General features: G+C 63.0%; 13 protein-coding genes. 6 read left to right on the forward strand and 7 right to left on the reverse strand.

Annotation, left to right across the window (positions count from 1 at the left end; genetic code table 11):
* Window positions 1-40: 40 nt before the first annotated feature.
* The 6 genes from V3H56_RS05315 to V3H56_RS05340 all read right to left on the reverse strand — a co-directional run bounded on the left by V3H56_RS05315 (window position 41) and on the right by V3H56_RS05340 (window position 10,284).
* Window positions 41-1,660 (reverse strand): FMN-binding glutamate synthase family protein, encoded by a 1,620-nt coding sequence (locus V3H56_RS05315; protein ID WP_042732532.1) that lies wholly within the window; start codon window positions 1,658-1,660, stop codon window positions 41-43.
* Window positions 1,661-1,918: 258 nt separating this feature from the next.
* On the reverse strand, window positions 1,919-3,325 hold the full coding sequence (locus tag V3H56_RS05320) for an ATP-binding protein (RefSeq protein ID WP_047737066.1): 1,407 nt from the start codon (window positions 3,323-3,325) through the stop codon (window positions 1,919-1,921).
* Window positions 3,322-5,124: a DAHL domain-containing protein gene (locus tag V3H56_RS05325; RefSeq protein ID WP_047737064.1), complete on the reverse strand. Its 1,803-nt coding sequence runs from the start codon at window positions 5,122-5,124 to the stop codon at window positions 3,322-3,324. Before V3H56_RS05325 ends, V3H56_RS05320 begins: the two co-directional genes overlap by 4 nt.
* The gene (locus V3H56_RS05330) at window positions 5,121-6,080 is read right to left on the reverse strand and encodes a cytochrome c peroxidase (protein WP_338474278.1); all 960 of its coding nucleotides are present in this window, start codon (window positions 6,078-6,080) and stop codon (window positions 5,121-5,123) included. Before V3H56_RS05330 ends, V3H56_RS05325 begins: the two co-directional genes overlap by 4 nt.
* Before the next feature lie 41 nt (window positions 6,081-6,121).
* A complete protein-coding gene (locus V3H56_RS05335) occupies window positions 6,122-7,996 on the reverse strand; it encodes an EAL domain-containing protein (protein ID WP_338474279.1) in 1,875 nt (624 codons plus the stop codon).
* The gene (locus V3H56_RS05340) at window positions 7,993-10,284 is read right to left on the reverse strand and encodes an EAL domain-containing protein (RefSeq protein ID WP_338474280.1); all 2,292 of its coding nucleotides are present in this window, start codon (window positions 10,282-10,284) and stop codon (window positions 7,993-7,995) included. The genes V3H56_RS05335 and V3H56_RS05340 overlap by 4 nt, the downstream gene beginning before the upstream one ends.
* A 226-nt stretch (window positions 10,285-10,510) precedes the next feature.
* Between V3H56_RS05340 and V3H56_RS05345 the strand changes: the two genes are divergently transcribed.
* The 5 genes from V3H56_RS05345 to V3H56_RS05365 all read left to right on the forward strand — a co-directional run bounded on the left by V3H56_RS05345 (window position 10,511) and on the right by V3H56_RS05365 (window position 14,773).
* Window positions 10,511-11,869, forward strand: a complete 1,359-nt coding sequence (locus tag V3H56_RS05345) for an HD domain-containing phosphohydrolase (protein ID WP_042731624.1) — start codon at window positions 10,511-10,513, stop codon at window positions 11,867-11,869.
* 304 nt (window positions 11,870-12,173) lie between these two features.
* A complete protein-coding gene (locus V3H56_RS05350) occupies window positions 12,174-13,091 on the forward strand; it encodes an IS110 family transposase (RefSeq protein WP_047737935.1) in 918 nt (305 codons plus the stop codon).
* 115 nt (window positions 13,092-13,206) lie between these two features.
* A complete protein-coding gene (locus V3H56_RS05355; RefSeq protein WP_338474281.1) occupies window positions 13,207-13,623 on the forward strand; it encodes an NUDIX domain-containing protein in 417 nt (138 codons plus the stop codon).
* Between the two features lie 17 nt (window positions 13,624-13,640).
* Window positions 13,641-14,279: a LysE family translocator gene (locus V3H56_RS05360; protein WP_042731626.1), complete on the forward strand. Its 639-nt coding sequence runs from the start codon at window positions 13,641-13,643 to the stop codon at window positions 14,277-14,279.
* A complete protein-coding gene (locus V3H56_RS05365) occupies window positions 14,276-14,773 on the forward strand; it encodes a GNAT family N-acetyltransferase (protein WP_042731627.1) in 498 nt (165 codons plus the stop codon). Before V3H56_RS05360 ends, V3H56_RS05365 begins: the two co-directional genes overlap by 4 nt.
* A gap of 209 nt (window positions 14,774-14,982) precedes the next feature.
* On the opposite strand, the gene metR is transcribed toward V3H56_RS05365, so the two are convergent.
* Entirely contained in the window at window positions 14,983-15,900 is a 918-nt protein-coding gene (gene metR, locus V3H56_RS05370) for a transcriptional regulator MetR (protein ID WP_042731628.1), read from the reverse strand.
* A 107-nt stretch (window positions 15,901-16,007) separates the two neighbouring features.
* Here metR and metE point away from each other — a divergent pair, with 107 nt between their 5' ends.
* The gene (metE, locus tag V3H56_RS05375) at window positions 16,008-18,317 is read left to right on the forward strand and encodes a 5-methyltetrahydropteroyltriglutamate--homocysteine S-methyltransferase (protein ID WP_338474282.1); all 2,310 of its coding nucleotides are present in this window, start codon (window positions 16,008-16,010) and stop codon (window positions 18,315-18,317) included.
* Window positions 18,318-18,436: the final 119 nt, after the last annotated feature.

Here is an 18,436-nt window from a genome sequence, read left to right on the forward strand (position 1 = left end):
CGGAAAACCGCAGTGTGGAAAATTTTCGCTGTGGGCGTGTTCAAGCCGCCACGGTTTCCATCGGCTCAAAACTGTCCGCCCGCGCCATCTGCCACATCCGCGAATAAAAGGCTCCATTGACCTCGCCCGTCAGCAGTTCCCCGGGCTTTAAGAACACATGCAACTGCGAGAACAGCTTCACCTCGGTGGCCGACATGCGCCGCACCAGGTGCTTGGGCTGCAATTGCGACGGGTGTTCCAGGCCGGCGGCGGCGAGCATTTCGGCCAGGGCCTTGAGGGTGTTGCGGTGGAAGTTGTAGACCCGCTGGGCCTTGTCCGGGACCACCAGGGCGCGTTGGCGCAGGGTGTCCTGGGTGGCGACGCCGGTGGGGCATTTGTTGGTGTGGCAGCTTTGCGACTGGATGCAGCCGATGGCGAACATGAAGCCGCGGGCGGCGTTGGCCCAGTCGGCACCGATGGCCAGGACGCTTGCGATGTCGAACGCGCTGACGATCTTGCCGCTGGCGCCGAGCTTTATCTTGTCCCGCAGGTTCAGGCCCACCAGCGTGTTGTGCACGAACAGCAGGCCTTCGCGCAACGGCACGCCGATGTGGTCGGTGAACTCCACCGGTGCCGCGCCCGTGCCGCCTTCCTTGCCGTCCACGACGATGAAGTCGGGCAGGATCCCGGTTTCCAGCATGGCCTTGGCAATGCCCATGAACTCCCATGGGTGGCCCAGGCAGAACTTGAAGCCCACCGGCTTGCCGCCGGACAGTTCGCGCAGTTGTTGGACGAATTGCATCAGTTCCAGCGGCGTGGAGAACGCGCTGTGGCGCGACGGTGAAATGCAATCCTCGCCCATGAGGATGCCGCGGGTCTCGGCGATTTCCCGGGTGACCTTGTGCTTGGGCAGGATCCCGCCATGGCCGGGCTTGGCGCCCTGGCTCATCTTGATTTCAATCATCCGCACTTGTGGGTCTTGTGCCTGGACGGCGAAGCGCTCCGGGTCGAAGTGCCCGTCGGCGGTGCGGCAGCCGAAATAGCCGCTGCCCAGTTCCCAGGTCAGGTCGCCACCGTGTTCGCGATGGTAGGGGCTGATGCTGCCTTCGCCGGTGTCGTGGGCGAAATTGCCCAGCTTGGCGCCCTGGTTCAGCGCACGGATGGCATTGGCGCTTAGCGAGCCGAAGCTCATGGCCGAGATGTTGAACACCGAGGCGGAATACGGTTGGGTGCACTGCGGGCCGCCGACCGTCACGCGAAAACCACTGGGGTCGCTCAACGGCGCCGGGCGCATGGAATGGCCGATGAACTCGAAGCCGGTCTGGTAGACGTCGATCAAGGTGCCGAACGGTTTGTCGGAGGTCTCGTTCTTGGCCCGGGAATACACCAGCGAGCGCTGGGCCCGGGAAAAGGGCAGGGCGTCGCTGTCGGATTCGAGCAGGTACTGACGGATCTCCGGGCGGATGCCTTCGACCAGGTAGCGGATGTTGCCCAGGATCGGGTAGTTGCGCCGTACCGCGTGACGGCTTTGCAGCAGGTCGAACAGCCCCAGCAGGCTCAACAGGCCTGTCACCAGCGCGAATGGCCAGAGCCAGTCGTGTTGCAGGAACGGCAGGCTGGCGAGGGTGAATATCACACAGCCGGCAAAGAAGGCGTAACGGCTCAGCAGAGACAGGCTCATACGGGTTCCTTGGGCAAGCATTGGGTAGGGCGCTGGGTATTCTGGACACCTATAAACCCGTGGCGAGGGAGCTTGCTCCCGCTCGGGCGCGCAGCGGCCGGTTTGAAGATTGCTTCGCAATCCAGCGGGAGCAAGCTCCCTCGCCACAATGATCAGGACTTCATGGCATCGGGGCATTCTGCGCTGGCAGTGAAACCCTGGGCAACCCTGCGGGCAGAAGCTTCATCCTGGCGCGCCTTGGCCCCACAGACAGCCCACTCACCCCGCCACCTTCATCTGCCGCACCGGCAACTCCACCCTGAAGGTCGTGCCGACTCCCACTTCGCTGCGCACCGTGATTTCGCCGTTGTGTTTTTTCACGATGCCGTAGGACAGCGACAGACCGAGCCCCGTGCCTTGGCCGATGGGCTTGGTGGTGAAGAACGGGTCGAAGATTTTTTGCAGGGTTTGCGGTGGGATCCCCGAGCCGTTGTCGGCGACTTCGATCCAGACGGTATCGCCGTCGACGCCGTTGCGCAGGGTGATGGTGCCGCGTTCGGGGCCGATGGCCTGGGCGGCGTTGACGATCAGGTTCATGATCACCTGGTTGATCTGCGACGGCAGGCATTCGACTTCTGGCAGCGGCGTGTATTGCTTGACCACGTCGGCCTTGTACTTGATTTCGTTGGCGACGATGTTCAGCGTCGAATCCATGCCCTGTTGCAAATTGGCCATCTGCCATTCCTGGTTGGAGTCGACGCGGGAGAAGTCCTTGAGGTCCTTGACGATCTGCCCGACCCGGCCGATGCCGTCCTTGGACTCCTTGATCAACAGCGGGATGTCCTCCACCAGGAAATCCAGCTCCACTTGCTCGCGCAGCGTCCTCAGGTGCACCAGTTGCTCCGGCGAGGCGATGGCTTGCTCGGCGCTGCCGTAGGCCGCGAGCATTTGCTGGAGCTTGCTGAAATAGCCGTCCAGGGCCCCCAGGTTGGACGAAATGAAGCCGATGGGGTTGTTGATTTCGTGGGCCACCCCGGCGGCCAGTTGGCCCAGGGAGGCGAGTTTTTCCGATTGAACCAGCTGGGTTTCGAGCATCTTGCGTTCGTCGATTTCCATCTGCAGCAGCTCGCTGGCCTGCTTGAACGCCTGGGTTCGTTGTTCCACCAGGTCTTCGAGCTTGCTCATTTTCAACTGGGCGCGGGCGGTCATGGCCCATTTGGTGGTCAGGGTGTTGGCCATCTGCTGGACTTCGATGTTGTCGAAGGGCTTCTTCAGGATCAGCAGGCGGTCGTGGCCATTGAGGCGTTCCAGCAGTTCGTCCCAGGAGTAATCCGAGTAGGCGGTGCAGACCACTACCTGCAGCAGCGGATCGCGCTTCCACAGTTCTTCGATGGTCTTGGCGCCGTCCCAGCCTTCGGGCATGCGCATGTCGACGAAGGCCAGGGCATAGGGGCGTTCCCTGGCCTGGGCGTCGAGCAGTTTGTTCAGGCCTTCCTGGCCGCCATAGGCCGAGTCGAGTTCGAACACAGTGGCGACCGGTTTCGGTGCCTCGCCGAACAGGGCGTTCTCCATGTCCTGCAGGTCGGCGTTGATCTCGTTCTCGGGGGTGAGGATCTTGCGAAAATCCTCATGGATGGCCGGTGTGTCGTCGATCAACAGGATGCGGCGGTTGCTCAGGGTGTTCATGGCTCACCCTCCGCGAGTTTCAGTGGCACCTGCAGCTGGAACGTGGCCCCTTTGCCGGGGCCTTCGCTGTGGGCGGTCAGGCGCCCGTTCATTTCGATGGCCGCCAGGGCGCAACTGTGCAGGCCAAACCCGTGGCCGTCCTTACGCGTGGTGAAGCCGTGGGCGAAGATGCGTGTCATGTTTTCCTCCGGGATGCCTTCGCCTTCATCCTTGACGCTGATCTGCAGGGTCTCGCCATCCACCACGGCCGCCTTCAACGTCATGTTCCGCGCATGATTGGACACCCCCGCCATGGCGTACTTGGCGTTGCTGATGAGGTTGATCAGGATCAGCAGCAGGCGGTGCTTGTCGCCCATGATTCGCGGGACGTCGCCATACTCCTTGATCACCGTGACATGGTGGCGGGTCAGGGCGCCGGAGTTCATGCGCAGGGCGTCTTCGAGCAGTTCGCTGACCACCAGGGGCTCCAGCAGGCTGTTGGCCCCGGCGTAGGATTGCTGGGTCGAAACGATGTCCTTGATGTGGTCCACGCTCTTGCTCAACTGCCCCAGCTCGTCGATCAGGCTATGCTGTTCCGCGGCGATGGCGTCCACCAGTTGGTTGAGGTAGCCGGGCAGCAGCTTGCCTTTTTCGTCTTCGGTGAGGAAATGCCCGAGGTCGTGGGGGTGTTCGTTGACCAGTTGCATGGCCTTGCCCAGCCCCAGCGCCTTGCTGCTGCGCAATTTGCGGCTGACCAGGTCGGCGGAAATGTTCACGCTGTTGAGAACGTTGCCGACGTTGTGCAGCACGTTGGTGGCGATTTCCGCCATGCCGGCCTGGCGGGCGGTGTCCATCAGCTCGCTCTGGGTGTCCTTGAGCTGGCGGGTGCGTTCTTCCACCCGTTGCTCCAGCTCGTCGTTGGCGGTTTTCAGGGCGCTGTTGACCCGCTTGATCTCGGCGAAGCTGCGTACCAGACGGATCGCCAGCCAGATCAGGATCAGCACCAGGAACATCGCGAACACCATCAGGTAGATGTGGTTGCGCTGGTGGAGGGCGGCAGCGGTTTCCTGATCCTTGTCGAGCAGGCTGGTGATGGTGTCCAGCCGGTCCGCCACCGGGACCGCCTCGATGCCCTCCAGCAACTCGTTGACCTGGGGTTGTTCGCGCAGGACCATCGCGATGTGTCGGCTCATGGTGGTCACCGCGTTCTGGAACCCTTCGGGCAGGCGCTCCTTGTTGACGTCCAGCCGGTTCAGCCCAAGCAGTACCTCGGCGGCCGTGTCCGGGGTGGTGAGTTGGGCGAACTCCATGCTGCTGAGCAACAGGTCGTAGGTGTCGATGGCGACGTTTTGCAGCTGCAAACGTTGCTCGTCGGTGAGCCGGGCGAACTGGCCCTGGATATCGTCTTCGGCCGTTGGCAGGAAGGCCAGGGAGTTGCGCAGTATCGCGTGGTGCGACTTGAATTTTTCCACCAGGCGGGTCTTTTCCTTGACCGCCTCCAGATACGCGTCGCGCTGGGTTTCCCAGAGCGTGGGCGCGTGGCGGCCCGAGGCCGATTCGATGGCGTCCAGGCGCTGCCAGAGCCGGGTGATTTCATGCAGCGGCGAGACCAGGGGGTCGTAGTTGTGGGTCAGGGCGATCCGGGTCTTGAGCACTTCGTTGTCCCAGATCGCGTCCTGTTGCTTCAACTGCCGGACCAGGTCCCGGGACTCGATGTACGAGGCGGCCTGTTGCGCACCCGACTGGATGTACATGAACAGCAACACCGAAACGAGCAACACGCCGATGAATGCCAGGCCAAGTCGACGGAGGGCCTTCATAAGGGTTTGCCCTCCCATTCGCCGGTCAGGGTCTTGAGGAACTCGACGATCAACTCGGTATCCTTGCCGGCCGGTTCACGGCCCAACTGGTACTTGAACATCACTTCCACCGCCTGCTCCAGCGTCGCCGCGGAGCCCTTGTGGAAATACGGTGCGGTGACGGCGACATTGCGCAGGCTGGGCACCTTGAACACCTGGCGATCACCTTCATCGCCGGTGACGTTGAAGCGCCCTTCATCGGCCCGGGTGAGGTTGCCCCGGTCCGCGATGTAGTCCCCCATGACACCGAACTTCTGGAACATGTTGCCGCCGATGTTCACGCCCTGGTGGCAGGCGATGCAGCCGTATTCCTTGAAACGCTCATAGCCGAATTTTTCCCGCGGCGTGAGGATGTCGGTGTTGCCCAGCAGGTATTGGTCGAAGCGTGAGTTGGGGGTCAGCAGGGTGCGTTCGAAATCGGCCAGGGCGCCCTGGATATTGGGCTTGGTCACGCCGTCGGGGTAGGTCGCGTTGAAGTCCCTGGTATAACCCGGGTCGTCGGCGATGCGCTTGACCACGGTGTCCCAGTTACTGCCCATTTCCGTGGGGCTGGTGACCACGATGTGCACCTGCTCTTCCAGGGTGTCGGCGCGGCCGTCCCAGAATTGATGGAAATTCAGGCTGGCGTTGAACACCGTGGGGGTGTTGACCTCCACCGGCTTGCCGTCGAAGCCCAGGGACAACGCCTTGTCGTCGGCACCGCCCTTGTCCAGGCGATGGCAACTGGCACAGGACAGGGTGTTGTTCACCGACAGCCGTGGGTCGTTGAACAGCCGCTGGCCCAGTTGGACGCGCTTGGGGTCCAGCGTGGGGACGGGAGGCAGCGGCTTGAGCGGTTCGTCCAGGGGCTCGGCGTGGGCGGCCACACTGAGTCCCATGAACAGGCCGAGAGCCAACAAGAGTCCTGGTGACGCCATCGCAGACTTCCTTGAACGTGGGTTGATGGAGCAGGCTGTTTTTAGGAAAACGGGTTCGGGCGCTGTTCCCATTCGGCCATCCATTGGGCGAAGGCGTGCGGTTCCACGGGCTTGCTGAAGTAATACCCCTGGGCCTCCTCGCACTGGTGGGCCCGGAGGAAGTCCAGTTGCGCCAGGGTCTCCACGCCTTCAGCAATGATGTGCAGGTTCAGGCCCTTGCCCAGGCTGATGATGGTGCTCACCAGCTTGGCGTCATTGCTGTCGATGCTCAGGTCGCCCACGAACGACTGGTCGATTTTCAGGACATCCACCGGGAATTTCTGCAGGTAGCTCAGGCTCGAGTACCCGGTGCCGAAATCGTCGATGGCCAGCCGCACGCCCAGTTGCTTGATGGCCTTGAGAATGGCGACGGTGGTGTCGATGTTCTGCATCAGCACGCTTTCGGTGATCTCCAGTTCCAACTGTGTCGGGTCCAGGCCGGTTTCCTTGAGGGTGCGGGCAATGCCTTCGACGAAGCCGCGCTGGCGAAAGTCGATGGCCGAGACGTTGACCGACAGGTACAGGGGTCGCATGCCCTGGTCTTGCCAGGTGCGGGCCTGCTGGCAGGCTTCCTGGAGCACCCATTGACTCAGCGGCACGATCAGCCCGCTGTCCTCGGCCACCGGGATGAAGTCCGACGGGTAGACCAGGCCGTGCTCCGGGCGATTCCAGCGCACCAGCGCCTCGACACCGACCACTTTGCCGCTCGTCAGGTCGAGCTTGGGCTGGTAGTGCAGCACGAATTCCTTGCGTTGCAGGGCCAGCCGCAGGCCAGACTCGATGGTCTGTTGTTGGCGGGCCCGGCGGTTCATGTCTTCGGTGAAGAAACGGTAGTCGTTGGGGCCGGCTTCCTTGACGTTGCGCATCGCCGTCTCGGCTTTCTTGATCAGCGCCACGGCGTCGAAACCGTCGGTGGGGTACACGCTCACCCCCAGGCTGGCGGTGACGGTCAAGTCATGGCCGTCGATCGGTTGGGGCGTGCTGACCGCTGCCAACAGTTTTTCCGCCACGCCCTTGGTCTGCTGCGGGTCGGCGATGTCCCCCAGCACCACCACGAATTCATCGGAGCCGTAGCGAAACACCGAGTCGGACTCGCGCACCACGGTGGCCAGCGCCCGGGCCACGCGCTTGAGCATCTCGTCGCCGACCGGGTGCCCCAGGGCGTTGTTGACCCGTTTGAAACGGTCCAGGCCGAGGAACATCACCGCCAGTTGCCGGTCATGTCGGCGGCACTGGGCCATGGCCTGGGTCAGGCGGTCGCCGAGCAACATGCTGTTGGGCAGTTCGGTGAGCACGTCGTATTGCAGCAGATGGGAGACCTTGAGCAGTTCCTGGACCCGCTCTTCAATCGTGCGCTCCAGGCTGCGCATCTTGCGCGCGGCATCCTGGGCCAGTTGCCATTTCCAGGTCATGGCGCTGGCCATCTGGCGGATTTCCAGGGTGTCGAAGGGTTTCTTGAGGATCAGCAACTGATCGTCGAACTCGATCCGTTCCGACATGGTTTCCCAGGTGTAGTCGGAGAACGCCGTGCACAGGGCAATTTGCAGCCGGGGGTCGGCTTCCCACAGTTTTTCGATGGTCTGCAGGCCGTCCCAGCCCGGCGGCATGCGCATGTCGGCGAACACCAGGGCGTAGGGCTGGCCTTCGGCCTGGGCGCGCTTGACCAGCTCCAGCGCTTCTTCGCCCTGGTACGCGGAGTCGATCTGGAACTGCGGCCGGTTGACCTGGGGCGTGCCGAACAACAGGCTCTCGGTATCGTCCAGCGACTCATCACCGCCGCCACCGGTGCTGAGGATCTTGCGAAAGTCCTGGTGGATGGCCGGGGTGTCATCCACCACCAGGATTCGCCTGTTCGCGGGTACGGACAAGGGGTTCATGGGGTGCTCTCCGATAGCTGGCTCGGGGGGCGCGTCCAGTGGTCGGCCGCCGGAACGATGCTGCCGGCCTTGAGCAGCTCGGCGGCCTGGTGGCTGTCCACGACCGTGCTGAAGTAGTGCCCCTGGGCTTGCATCGTCCCACCGCTGGACATCAGCGTGGTGCGTTGCTCCTGGGTCTCGACGCCTTCGGCGATGATCCCGATGCCCACGTCCCGGGCGAAGTTGAGGATGGCCCGCAGGGTCGTGGCGTTGCCGGGGTCGGCGTTGGCACTGTCGAGAAACCGTTGGGCGAGCTTGAGGTGGTTGACGCGGTAGGTCTTGAGGTAATCGAACGAGGAATATTCGGTGCCGAACTCATCGATTGCGATCTGCACGCCCAGTTCGCACAGGCGCGGCAGCACGTCGTTGTGGGTCCACTTGGTCTGGGCCAGGGTGGCTTCGGTGACGTCGAAGCGCAGGTCCCACGGGGCCAGTTCCCAGCGCGCGGTGGTGCGCAGCACGTCGTAGATCAGTTCCGGGCCGGTCTTGAGCTGGGTCAGGGACAGGTCGAGGGCGATCACCGGCGGTGCCATGTTCTGGTCGCGCCACTGGCGCATCTGCCGGCAGGCCTGGTCCAGCGCCCAGTGGCCCAGGCCGATGATGAGCCCGGTCTTCTCGGCGGCCGGCATGAACACCGCCGGCTCCAGCCAGCCGCGCTCGGGGTGGTTCCAGCGCACCTGCACGCCCATACCGAGGATTTTGCCGGTGCCCAGGTCGACTTCCGGCAGGTAATGCAAATGCAGCTCCTGGTTCTCGATGGCCCGGCGCAGATCGTTGGCCAGGGCGACCCGGTCGGTGACTTCCTGGTTGATCTCTTCGTTGTGGAAATGGTACTGGTTGCGGCCCTTTTCCTTGGAGCGGTACAGGGCCATGTCGGACTGCGCCATCAGGCTGTCGGCGCTCAGGCTCTGCGGCGTGTACAGGGCGATGCCGATGCTTACCGAGATCCGCACGTCGTTGCCGTCTAGGGCGTAGGGCGCCACCAGGGCGTCGCGGATCTTCGCCGCCAGCGCGGCGCAATGGGTGGCCTCGTGAACGTCCAGTTGCAGGATGGCGAACTCGTCGCCGCCCAGGCGCGCGACCACGTCGTTCTCCCGGGTGCAGGCCTTGATGCGTGCGGCGACTTCCTGCAAGAGCAGGTCGCCGATGGGGTGGCCCAGGGTGTCGTTGATCCGCTTGAAGTGGTCCAGGTCCAGGTAGAACATCGCGAACGCCGGCGCCCCCCGGCGCGCGGCGGCGAAGGCCTGGTGCAGTCGTTCGATCATGGTGGCGCGGTTGGCCAGCCCGGTCAGGCCGTCGGTGCGGGCCAGCAGGGCGATCTTCTCTTCGGCCAGCTTGCGTTCGGTGATGTCGAGGATGATGCCTTCGACCTCCAGCAACAGGCCTTGCTCGTTGCGCACCGGGATGTAACGGTTCTCCACCCAGCGGTAGGTGCCGTCGCCGGTGCGCAGGCGAAACTCGATGGAGGCGCCGGCATTGTCCCGGTCCAGGACGCGGACCATGGCGGCGTCGATCTTGGACTGGTCATCGGGGTGGATGAGCATCTGCGCCCAGTCCGGCGCGCCCACCAGATGCGCCGCGACATGGCCGAACTTGGTGATGTTGTGGGAGATGTACATCAACGGGAACGGCGGCTCGCCCCGCAGGCGATAGAGGATGGTCGGGCTGTTCTGCACGATGATGTTGGCGTCGGCCAGTTCTCGGGTGCGCGCTTCGACCGCCCGTTCGAGCATGTCCATCTTCAGCGCGGCGTCCTCGGTCATCTGCCATTTGACCGTCAGCGTGCTGGCCATCTGGCGGATCTCGATGGCGTCGAAGGGTTTCTTCAGAATGAGCAGACGGTCGCCCAGCTCCAGGCGGTCGGCGATGTCTTCCCAGGAATAGTCCGAATAGGCGGTGCACAACGCCACTTGCAACTTGGGGTCGGCGCGCCACAGCCGCTCGATGGTTTCCAGGCCGTCCCAGCCGGGCGGCATGCGCATGTCGATGAAGGCCATGGCGTAGGGCTGCCCTTGCTCCAGCGCCGCCTCGACCTTGTTCAGGGCTTCCATGCCCTGGAAGGCCGAGTCGAGGTTGAAACTCTGGGCGGCGACGGCCACCGGCGCACCGAACAGGGCTTCTTCGGCACTGCTCAGGTGGTCCTCGGACGGCGCGTGGGGGCTGAGGATCTTGCGAAAATCCTCATGGATCGTCGGCGTGTCGTCGACGATCAGGATCCGCCGGTTGGCTCTTTCCGATGGCAGGCTCATGGCCGTGCACCGTGGCGATGCTGACAATAGAACCCTGGGAACATCTGATATCCCTTTCGCTGGCATGAGAGTTCTGGCCCGTACATGGCCTTCCATGGGGTACAGCATAGTCGGCTCATCGGGATGCGCTCGGCCCGTGATGGCAAATCGTGCCTAAATGCCGGCAATCTACTAGCCTGTCTTCTGGGGGACGGTAAACGGTCGTCATCAATAGGAGGGGGTAGCAATGGAAGATCAATCGCCGGACGTTCCGGTCAAAAAACCGACGGTGCTGTTGGTCGATGACGAAGAGTCGATCCTCAACAGCCTGCGCCGGCTGCTGCGCAGCCAGCCCTACGAAATCCTGCTGGCCGACAGTGGCGCCAAGGCCCTGGAAATCCTCAAGGAGCGGCCGGTCGACCTGGTGATGACCGATGCGCGCATGCCCAACATGGACGGCGCCACGCTGTTGGCACAGATTCGCCAGTTGTACCCATCGACCTTGCGCATCCTGCTCACCGGCTATGCCGACGTCGACATGATGACCAAGGCCATCAACGAGGGCGGCTTGTACCGCTACCTCAGCAAACCGTGGAACGACGAGGAAGTGGTGCAGGCCCTGCGCCAGGCCCTGGCCCACCAGCATTCCGAAAGCGAACGCCAGCGCCTCGAAGCGCTGACCCGCGAGCAGAACCAGCAACTCAAGACGCTCAACGCCACCTTGGAAAAACGCGTGGCCTCGCGCACCTCCGAGTTGCAGCAGACCGCCGACATGCTCGACCTGGCCTACGATGAACTCAAGCGCAGCTATGTCACCAGCACGGAAGTGTTCTCGCTGATCGCCAACCTGCGCCTGCCCAAGGCCAAGCAGACCAACCGGCAGATCATCGAGTTGATCCGGGTCTACAGCCGCCTGCATTTCCTCGACGAGTCCACCGATCGCGACCTGACCATGGCGGCGGCGCTGTACAACATCGGCAAGCTGAGCTGGACCGACAACATGATGGTCACGCCGGCCGACCTGCTGCACCACACCGAGCTGGACCTGTACCGCGCCTATCCGAAGCAGAGCGAATCGCTGTTGATGACCCTGGACCCGATGAAGGACGCGGCCCGGATCATTCGCCATCACCAGGAACGCTGGGACGGCAGCGGCTTCCCCGAGCACCTCAAGGGCGAGGCGATCCCGTTCGGTTCGCGGCTGTTGAAGCTGGCGGTGGACTTCATCGAGTTGCAGCGCGGGTTGATCCTCGAACGGCAGATGAACAGCGACGAAGCCCTGGTCTACATCCGCAAATACGCTGGCAAGCTGTACGACCCGGACATGATCGAGGACTTCATCAAGGCCTGCGGCGAATACCTGGACGACGTGACCCTGTCGGACCCGACGGTGAAGGTCTTGAACACCCGGGAGCTGTCGGCCGGGATGGTCCTGGCGCGCAACCTCAATGCCGACAACGGCATGTTGCTGCTCAACGCCGGCAAGGTCCTGAGCGGTCCGCTGGTGGAAAAACTCATCGCCTTCGAAGCGATGGAGTGCGCCCGCTACAGCGTGTTCGTCAAGATTCCCGAAGACGCTTCGGCGCCCAGGCCGATCCTGGGGTGAACACAGCTCAACCTGTGGGAGCGGGCTTGCTCGCGAAGGCGGTGTGTCAGTTAAGGATGTATTCCCTGACACGCCGCCTTCGCGAGCAAGCCCGCTTGTGTCTGAGTAAGGGAATAAACTCTGGGGTGAGAGGGGTAGATGGCAAGCTGTGAGTCCGCGGTGCTTGAAGCACGAGTGGGAGCAAAGCTGCCATCTACCTTTCTACTCTGGCCCATAAGCCCGAACAGTTGGACGAGCGGCACTCGAATCACAAGCGTGGGCAAAGCCAGAGCACTCTCATTTCTGAGTGTAAGAGGGTTTTGCCATGATTTCCTGGGTCGGTATCGATATATCCAAATCAAATCTCGTCGTTTGGGTTCGACCACAGAACCAAGGCTACGAGGTCCCCAATACGCCTGAGGGTTTTGCACAACTGGTCGAACAGCTAAGCCCGTACACGATTGGCCGGGTGTTACTGGAAGCCACGGGCGGCTATGAACGAAAGGTTATGGCAGCACTGCAGGAGGCAGGTTTCAATGTGCTCAGGATCAACCCTCGTCGGGCTAGAGCCTTCGCCGTAGCAATGGGCAAGAATGCCAAGACCGACCCCATCGATGCGGCTGTTCTTGCCGATTTTGCCGAAGCTCTGCATGCGTCTCACGAAAAGCCCATTTCACCTGAGCGTGAAGCACTGCGGGAGCTGATTCAGCTGCGCGAACACTTCGTCCAGCAACGAGATGACAACAAGCGCCGGCTACAGCAGGCTCAGCTTCCGGCGGTTATCGAGGTGATCAAAGATCATATTCGCTACCTGCAAATCCAAATCAAGCAGTTTGGCAAAGCCATTAATCAAAGCATGCGTAAGCTGGATGCGGAGAAAGCCGACCGACTCACATCAGTTAAAGGGATCGGCACTGTGGCGACTGCTAGTTTGTTGGTTTACCTGCCTGAGCTCGGTGAGCTTGATCGCAGAGAGATCGCGTCCCTGGCGGGAATCGCCCCCTACAACGACGACAGTGGCAATCACAGCGGCAAACGTCAGATTTACGGAGGAAGAGCGCGGGTCAGACGTGCGCTTTATATGTCGTGCTGGGTTGTCATCCGCTATCACGCCGACTTCAAGGCCCGGTACGAAGCACTTCGAGGGCGAGGCAAGAGCGCGAAAGTCGCGCTCATCGCCTGCATGCGAATATTGCTAATCAGACTGAATGCCATGCTTCGAGACGGCACTGAATGGCGGTGACGGGTGGCAGAGGTAAGACAGTTGCTCCCACAAGAGACAGTGTTGATCTTGAGGCTTTGCTCCAACCGCTGCGATCTGTAATCTCCCGGGCATTTTTTGCCCGAGGCCAATTCCCATGACCGATTCGCTCATCCGCATCGCCGCCGCCCTGTTGATCGGGCCGGACGGTCGGACCCTGCTGGTGCGCAAGCGCGGCACCCTGGCCTTCATGCAGCCGGGGGGCAAGATCGAGCCCCATGAGCAACCGGTCGAGGCCCTGGCCCGGGAGCTGGAGGAAGAGCTGGGCCTGGTGATCGATCCTGCCCAGGCGCGCTACCTGGGCGCCTTCAGTGCGCCGGCCGCCAACGAGCCAGGCTTTACCGTCCAGGCGCAGGTGTTCCTGCTGGAAATCGACGCCGCTGTTTCACCGGCTGCCGAGATCGAGGAAGTGCGCTGGATCGAACCGGCCGGCGAGCACGACCTGCTGCTGGCGCCGTTGACAGGCGAGGTCATCCTGCCGTTTTATCGAGCGTCGCCTTCCGTGGCCTGCTGATTCCAGGAACAACGCCCATGATTGCACTGCCAGACCTGCTGATTTTCGCCGCCGCCGCGTTGCTGATGGTGCTCACGCCCGGTCCGAACATGATCTACCTGATTTCCCGTTCGATCTGCCAGGGCCGCAAGGCCGGCGTCACTTCCCTGCTGGGAGTGGTGGCGGGCTTTTTCGTGCACATGTTCGCGGCGGCAGCGGGGCTGACGGCGGTGTTCCTGGCGGTGCCTCTGGCCTATGAAATCCTGAAGTGGGCCGGTGCGCTGTATCTGCTGTGGCTGGCCTGGCAGGCCGTGAAGCCCGGTGCTCGCTCACCGTTCGAGGCGCAGCAGTTGCCGGCGGACTCTACGCGCAAGTTGATCACCATGGGCTTTCTCACCAGTGCCCTGAACCCCAAGATCGCGGTGTTCTACCTGTCGGTGTTCCCGCAGTTCATCAGCCCGGAGCACGGCTCGCTGTTCACCCAGAGCCTCATCCTCGGGCTGACCCAGATCAGCATCAGTTTCAGCGTCAACCTGCTGATCGCGCTGTTTGCCGCCGGGATTGCGTCCTGGTTCGCCCACAACCCGACCTGGCTGGCGGTGCAGCGTTATTTCATGGGCTTTGTGCTCGCTACGTTGGCGCTGCGCCTGATGCTTGAGCAACGGCGCGGGGCATGAACATCCGGCGGCTGCGGGCCGGCGATGCCAGCGCGTATCGCGAACTGATGCTCCAGGCCTACGCGCAGCATCCGCAGGCCTTCACTTCCAGCGTCAGTGAGCGGGCGGCGCTGCCGATCAATTGGTGGGAGTCGCGGCTGACCAGCCGGCTGGACGTGGTGCTGGGGGCGTTCGAGGCGGGGCAACTGGTGGGGATGGTCGGTCTGGCCCTGGAGCCTCGGGCCAAGGCCCGGCACAAGGCGACTCTGTTCGGCCTGTACGTCAGCGCCGCCCATGGCCGCCAGGGGCTGGGCCAGCAGTTGCTGCAAGCGGCCCTCGACGAAGCTCGCCGCCACCCTTTCCTGCGTCTGGTGCAGTTGACCGTCACCGCCGGCAACGACCCGGCGGTCAAGCTCTACCAGCGTTGCGGCTTTGTGCTGTATGGGCTGGAGCCGATGGCCATCCGGGTAGATGACGAATACTTCGACAAGATCCATATGTGGCTTGAACTGTAGGGCCCCTTCGCGGGCAAGCCCGCTCCCACAGGGATTGGTGGTGTCCACAGAGTTGGGCTTTGCAGCAGATCTTCCCACAGGGGTTGGTGGTGTCCACAGAGTTGGGCTTTGCAGCAGGTCCTCCCACAGGGGGTGGTGGTGTCCACAGAATTGGGCTTTGCTGCGGATCCTCTGTGGGAGCGGGCTTGCTCGCGAAGGGCTCGCCGCCATCAGCGCACCGCACTGACCCCATCGAGGGTGGAAAACGACGTGTCCTTCGCCGTCAGCAGGAAGTCGCGCATGTACGGTGCGTCGAGCATGTCGGTGCGGACCGCTGCGTACAGGGTGGCGAACAGGCCTTTTTCGCCCAGGCGCTTGGCCTTCACGTAGCCCCGTGAGCTGTATTCATGCAGCGCCCAGTGGGGCATGCCGCAGACGCCGCGGCCGCTGGCCACCAGTTGCATCATCATCACCGTCAGTTCGGACGTGCGCACCTGGGCCGGTTCGATGTCGGCCGGCTCCAGGAAGCGGGTGAAGATGTCCAGCCGATCCCGTTCCACCGGGTAGGTGATCAGGGTTTCGCTGACCAGGTCCTCCGGCACGATGAACGGTTTGCCCGCCAGACGGTGCTGGTTGGCCACGGCGAGCATCGCTTCGTAGGTGAACAGCGGCACGTAGGTGATGCCGGCCAGTTCCAGCGGGTCGGACGTGACCACCAGGTCCAGGTCGCCCCGGGCCAGGGCCGGCAACGGCGCGAAGGCGAAGCCCGAGGCCAGGTCCAGTTCGACTTCGGGCCAGGCGTCGCGGAACTGGTCGATAGTGGGCATCAGCCACTGGAAGCAGCTGTGGCACTCGATCGCCATGTGCAGGCGCCCGGCGGTGCCGCCCGCCAGGCGCGCGATGTCCCGTTCGGCGCCGCGCAGCAGGGGCAGGGTGGCATCGGCCAGTTGCAGCAGGCGCAGGCCGGCGCTGGTGAACCGTACCGGTTTGGTCTTGCGCACGAACAACTGCATGCCCAGGCGTTCCTCCAGTTCCTTGAACTGGTGGGACAGCGCGGACTGGGTCAGGTGCAGGCGTTCGGCGGCTTCCACCAGGCTATCGGCTTCGCGCAGGGCATGCAGGGTCTTGAGGTGACGGAGTTCAAGCACCGGAGGCTCCATGAGAAAAACTTGTGATCAACACGAAAAGGTTGAGTTTGTCTCATGAAGGGTCGGCTGTCGACAATAGCGCCATCTTTTACAGGAGGACGCACACCATGGCCCTGGCCCACACCCTCGGTTTTCCCCGCATCGGCGCCGACCGCGAACTGAAAAAAGCCCTCGAAGCCTACTGGAAGGGCGACCTGGCACCGGACGCGCTGCAAGCGGTGGGACGTGAGCTGCGGGCCCGGCACTGGCAATTGCAGAAAGACGCCGGCATCGACCTGCTGCCCGTCGGCGACTTCGCCTGGTACGACCAGGTGCTCAGCCACACCCTGGCTTTGGGCGTGGTTCCATCGCGTTTCCACGACACCCTCAATGGCCAGGGCCGGCCTACCCTCGACACCTTGTTCGCCATGGCCCGTGGCGCCACCGCCAGCTGTTGCGCCGGTCACGACCAGGCGCAACACGCCCAGGAGCTGACCAAGTGGTTCGACACCAACTATCACTACCTGGTCCCGGAGTTCTCCGCTGACCAAGCGTTCACCCTGAGCTGGGAACAGCTGTTCGACGAAGTGGACGAGGCCCACGCCCTGGGCCATCGGGTCAAGCCGGTGCTCATCGGCCCGCTGACCTACCTGTGGCTGGGCAAGGCCAAGGGCGAGGACTTCGACAAGCTGGACCTGCTGGAGCGGTTGCTGCCGGTCTACGGTGAAATCCTCAATCGTCTCCAGCGCCAGGGCGTGGAATGGGTGCAGATCGACGAGCCGATCCTGACCCTCGATTTGCCCCAGGCCTGGAAAAATGCCTTCGAGCGGGCCTACCACATCCTTCAGTATTCGCCGCTGAAAAAACTCGTGGCGACCTACTTCAGCGGCCTGGCCGACAACCTCGGCCTGGCGGTGAGCCTGCCGGTGGATGGCTTGCACATCGACGCGGTACGTGCGCCGGAGCAATTGGGCCAGGTGCTGGACCGGCTGCCGAGCTACAAGATCCTGTCGGTGGGCCTGGTCAATGGCCGCAACGTCTGGCGTTGTGAGCTGGAACAGGCACTGGCGCAGTTGCAACCGGCCCAGGAACGTTTTGGCGACAACCTCTGGGTCAGCACGTCCTGCTCGTTGCTGCACAGCCCGGTGGACCTGGAGCGTGAAGACAAGCTCGATCCCGAACTCAAGAGCTGGCTGGCCTTCGCCGTGCAGAAGTGTGGTGAAGTGGCGGTGCTGCGCGATGCGTTGAATGACCCTCACGCCCCCGGCGTCCACCAGGCCTTGGCCGACAGCCGTGAAGTGCAGGCCCATCGCGCCGCCTCGGCACGGATCCACAAGCCTGAGGTCCAGGCCCGACTCGACGCGATCAGTCCCCAGGACAGCCAGCGGCAATCGCCCTTCGCCCAGCGCATCGAACGGCAGCGTGCCAGGCTGAAGTTGCCGGCGTTTCCGACCACGTCCATCGGTTCTTTCCCACAGACGTCGGCGATTCGCCTGGCACGTCAGGCCTATAAACAGGGCAAGTTGTCGGCCAACGATTATCAGGACGCCATGCACACCGAGATCCGTCATGCCGTGAAGATCCAGGAGCGCCTGGGCCTGGATGTGCTGGTGCATGGCGAGGCCGAGCGCAACGACATGGTGGAGTATTTCGCCGAGCAACTGGACGGCTACGCCTTCACCCGTTTCGGCTGGGTGCAGAGCTATGGTTCGCGTTGCGTGAAGCCGGCGATCATCTACGGCGACATCAGCCGGCCCAAGCCCATGACCGTCGACTGGATCTGCTACGCCCAGCGCCTGACCGACAAGGTCATGAAGGGCATGCTCACCGGGCCCGTGACCATGTTGATGTGGTCGTTCCCCCGCGAAGACGTGTCGCGCCAGGTCCAGGCCCGCCAACTGGCCCTGGCCCTGCGGGACGAAGTGCTGGACCTGGAGAAAGCCGGCATCAGCATCGTGCAGATCGACGAGGCGGCGTTTCGCGAGGGCCTGCCGTTGCGCCGCGGCCAATGGCAGGAATACCTCGACTGGGCGGTGGAGGCCTTCCGCCTGTGCGCCTCGGGCGTGGGCGATGAAACCCAGATCCATACCCACATGTGCTACAGCGAGTTCAATGACGTGATCAAGGCCATCGCCGACATGGACGCCGACGTCATCACCATTGAAACCTCACGTTCGGACATGGAATTGCTGGAGGCTTTCGAAGCGTTCGATTACCCGAACGATATCGGCCCGGGCGTCTATGACATCCACTCGCCCCGGGTGCCGGACACGGCCGAGATGGTTTCGCTGATGAGCAAGGCGGTCAAGCGCATCGCTCCGGAGCGGTTGTGGGTCAACCCCGATTGCGGCTTGAAAACCCGGGCGTGGCCGGAGACGGAAGCGGCGTTGGTGAACATGGTGGCGGCGGCGCGGCAGTTGCGCAGTCAGTTGGCTTGACGCTGTAACGGATGAACGCAAGCGTCCCTGTGGCGAGGGAGCTTGCTCCCGCTGGAGTGCGAAGCACTCCCAAACATCTTTCGCCTGGAAGTAGGGTAAAGGCTCGAAGGTCTGGGGCG

The organism is Pseudomonas sp. MS646 (assembly GCF_036693845.1).
Classification (GTDB): Bacteria; Pseudomonadota; Gammaproteobacteria; order Pseudomonadales; family Pseudomonadaceae; genus Aquipseudomonas; species Aquipseudomonas chlororaphis_E.

What these genes read in the sequence shown, in the direction of transcription:
- V3H56_RS05315 (WP_042732532.1), bottom strand. Translation starts at nt 1,660, where the DNA reads ATGAGCCTGTCTCTGCTGAGCCGTTACGCCTTCTTTGCCGGCTGTGTG.
- V3H56_RS05320 (WP_047737066.1), bottom strand. Translation starts at nt 3,325, where the DNA reads ATGAACACCCTGAGCAACCGCCGCATCCTGTTGATCGACGACACACCG.
- V3H56_RS05325 (WP_047737064.1), bottom strand. Translation starts at nt 5,124, where the DNA reads ATGAAGGCCCTCCGTCGACTTGGCCTGGCATTCATCGGCGTGTTGCTC.
- V3H56_RS05330 (WP_338474278.1), bottom strand. Translation starts at nt 6,080, where the DNA reads ATGGCGTCACCAGGACTCTTGTTGGCTCTCGGCCTGTTCATGGGACTC.
- V3H56_RS05335 (WP_338474279.1), bottom strand. Translation starts at nt 7,996, where the DNA reads ATGAACCCCTTGTCCGTACCCGCGAACAGGCGAATCCTGGTGGTGGAT.
- V3H56_RS05340 (WP_338474280.1), bottom strand. Translation starts at nt 10,284, where the DNA reads ATGAGCCTGCCATCGGAAAGAGCCAACCGGCGGATCCTGATCGTCGAC.
- V3H56_RS05345 (WP_042731624.1), top strand. Translation starts at nt 10,511, where the DNA reads ATGGAAGATCAATCGCCGGACGTTCCGGTCAAAAAACCGACGGTGCTG.
- V3H56_RS05350 (WP_047737935.1), top strand. Translation starts at nt 12,174, where the DNA reads ATGATTTCCTGGGTCGGTATCGATATATCCAAATCAAATCTCGTCGTT.
- V3H56_RS05355 (WP_338474281.1), top strand. Translation starts at nt 13,207, where the DNA reads ATGACCGATTCGCTCATCCGCATCGCCGCCGCCCTGTTGATCGGGCCG.
- V3H56_RS05360 (WP_042731626.1), top strand. Translation starts at nt 13,641, where the DNA reads ATGATTGCACTGCCAGACCTGCTGATTTTCGCCGCCGCCGCGTTGCTG.
- V3H56_RS05365 (WP_042731627.1), top strand. Translation starts at nt 14,276, where the DNA reads ATGAACATCCGGCGGCTGCGGGCCGGCGATGCCAGCGCGTATCGCGAA.
- metE (WP_338474282.1), top strand. Translation starts at nt 16,008, where the DNA reads ATGGCCCTGGCCCACACCCTCGGTTTTCCCCGCATCGGCGCCGACCGC.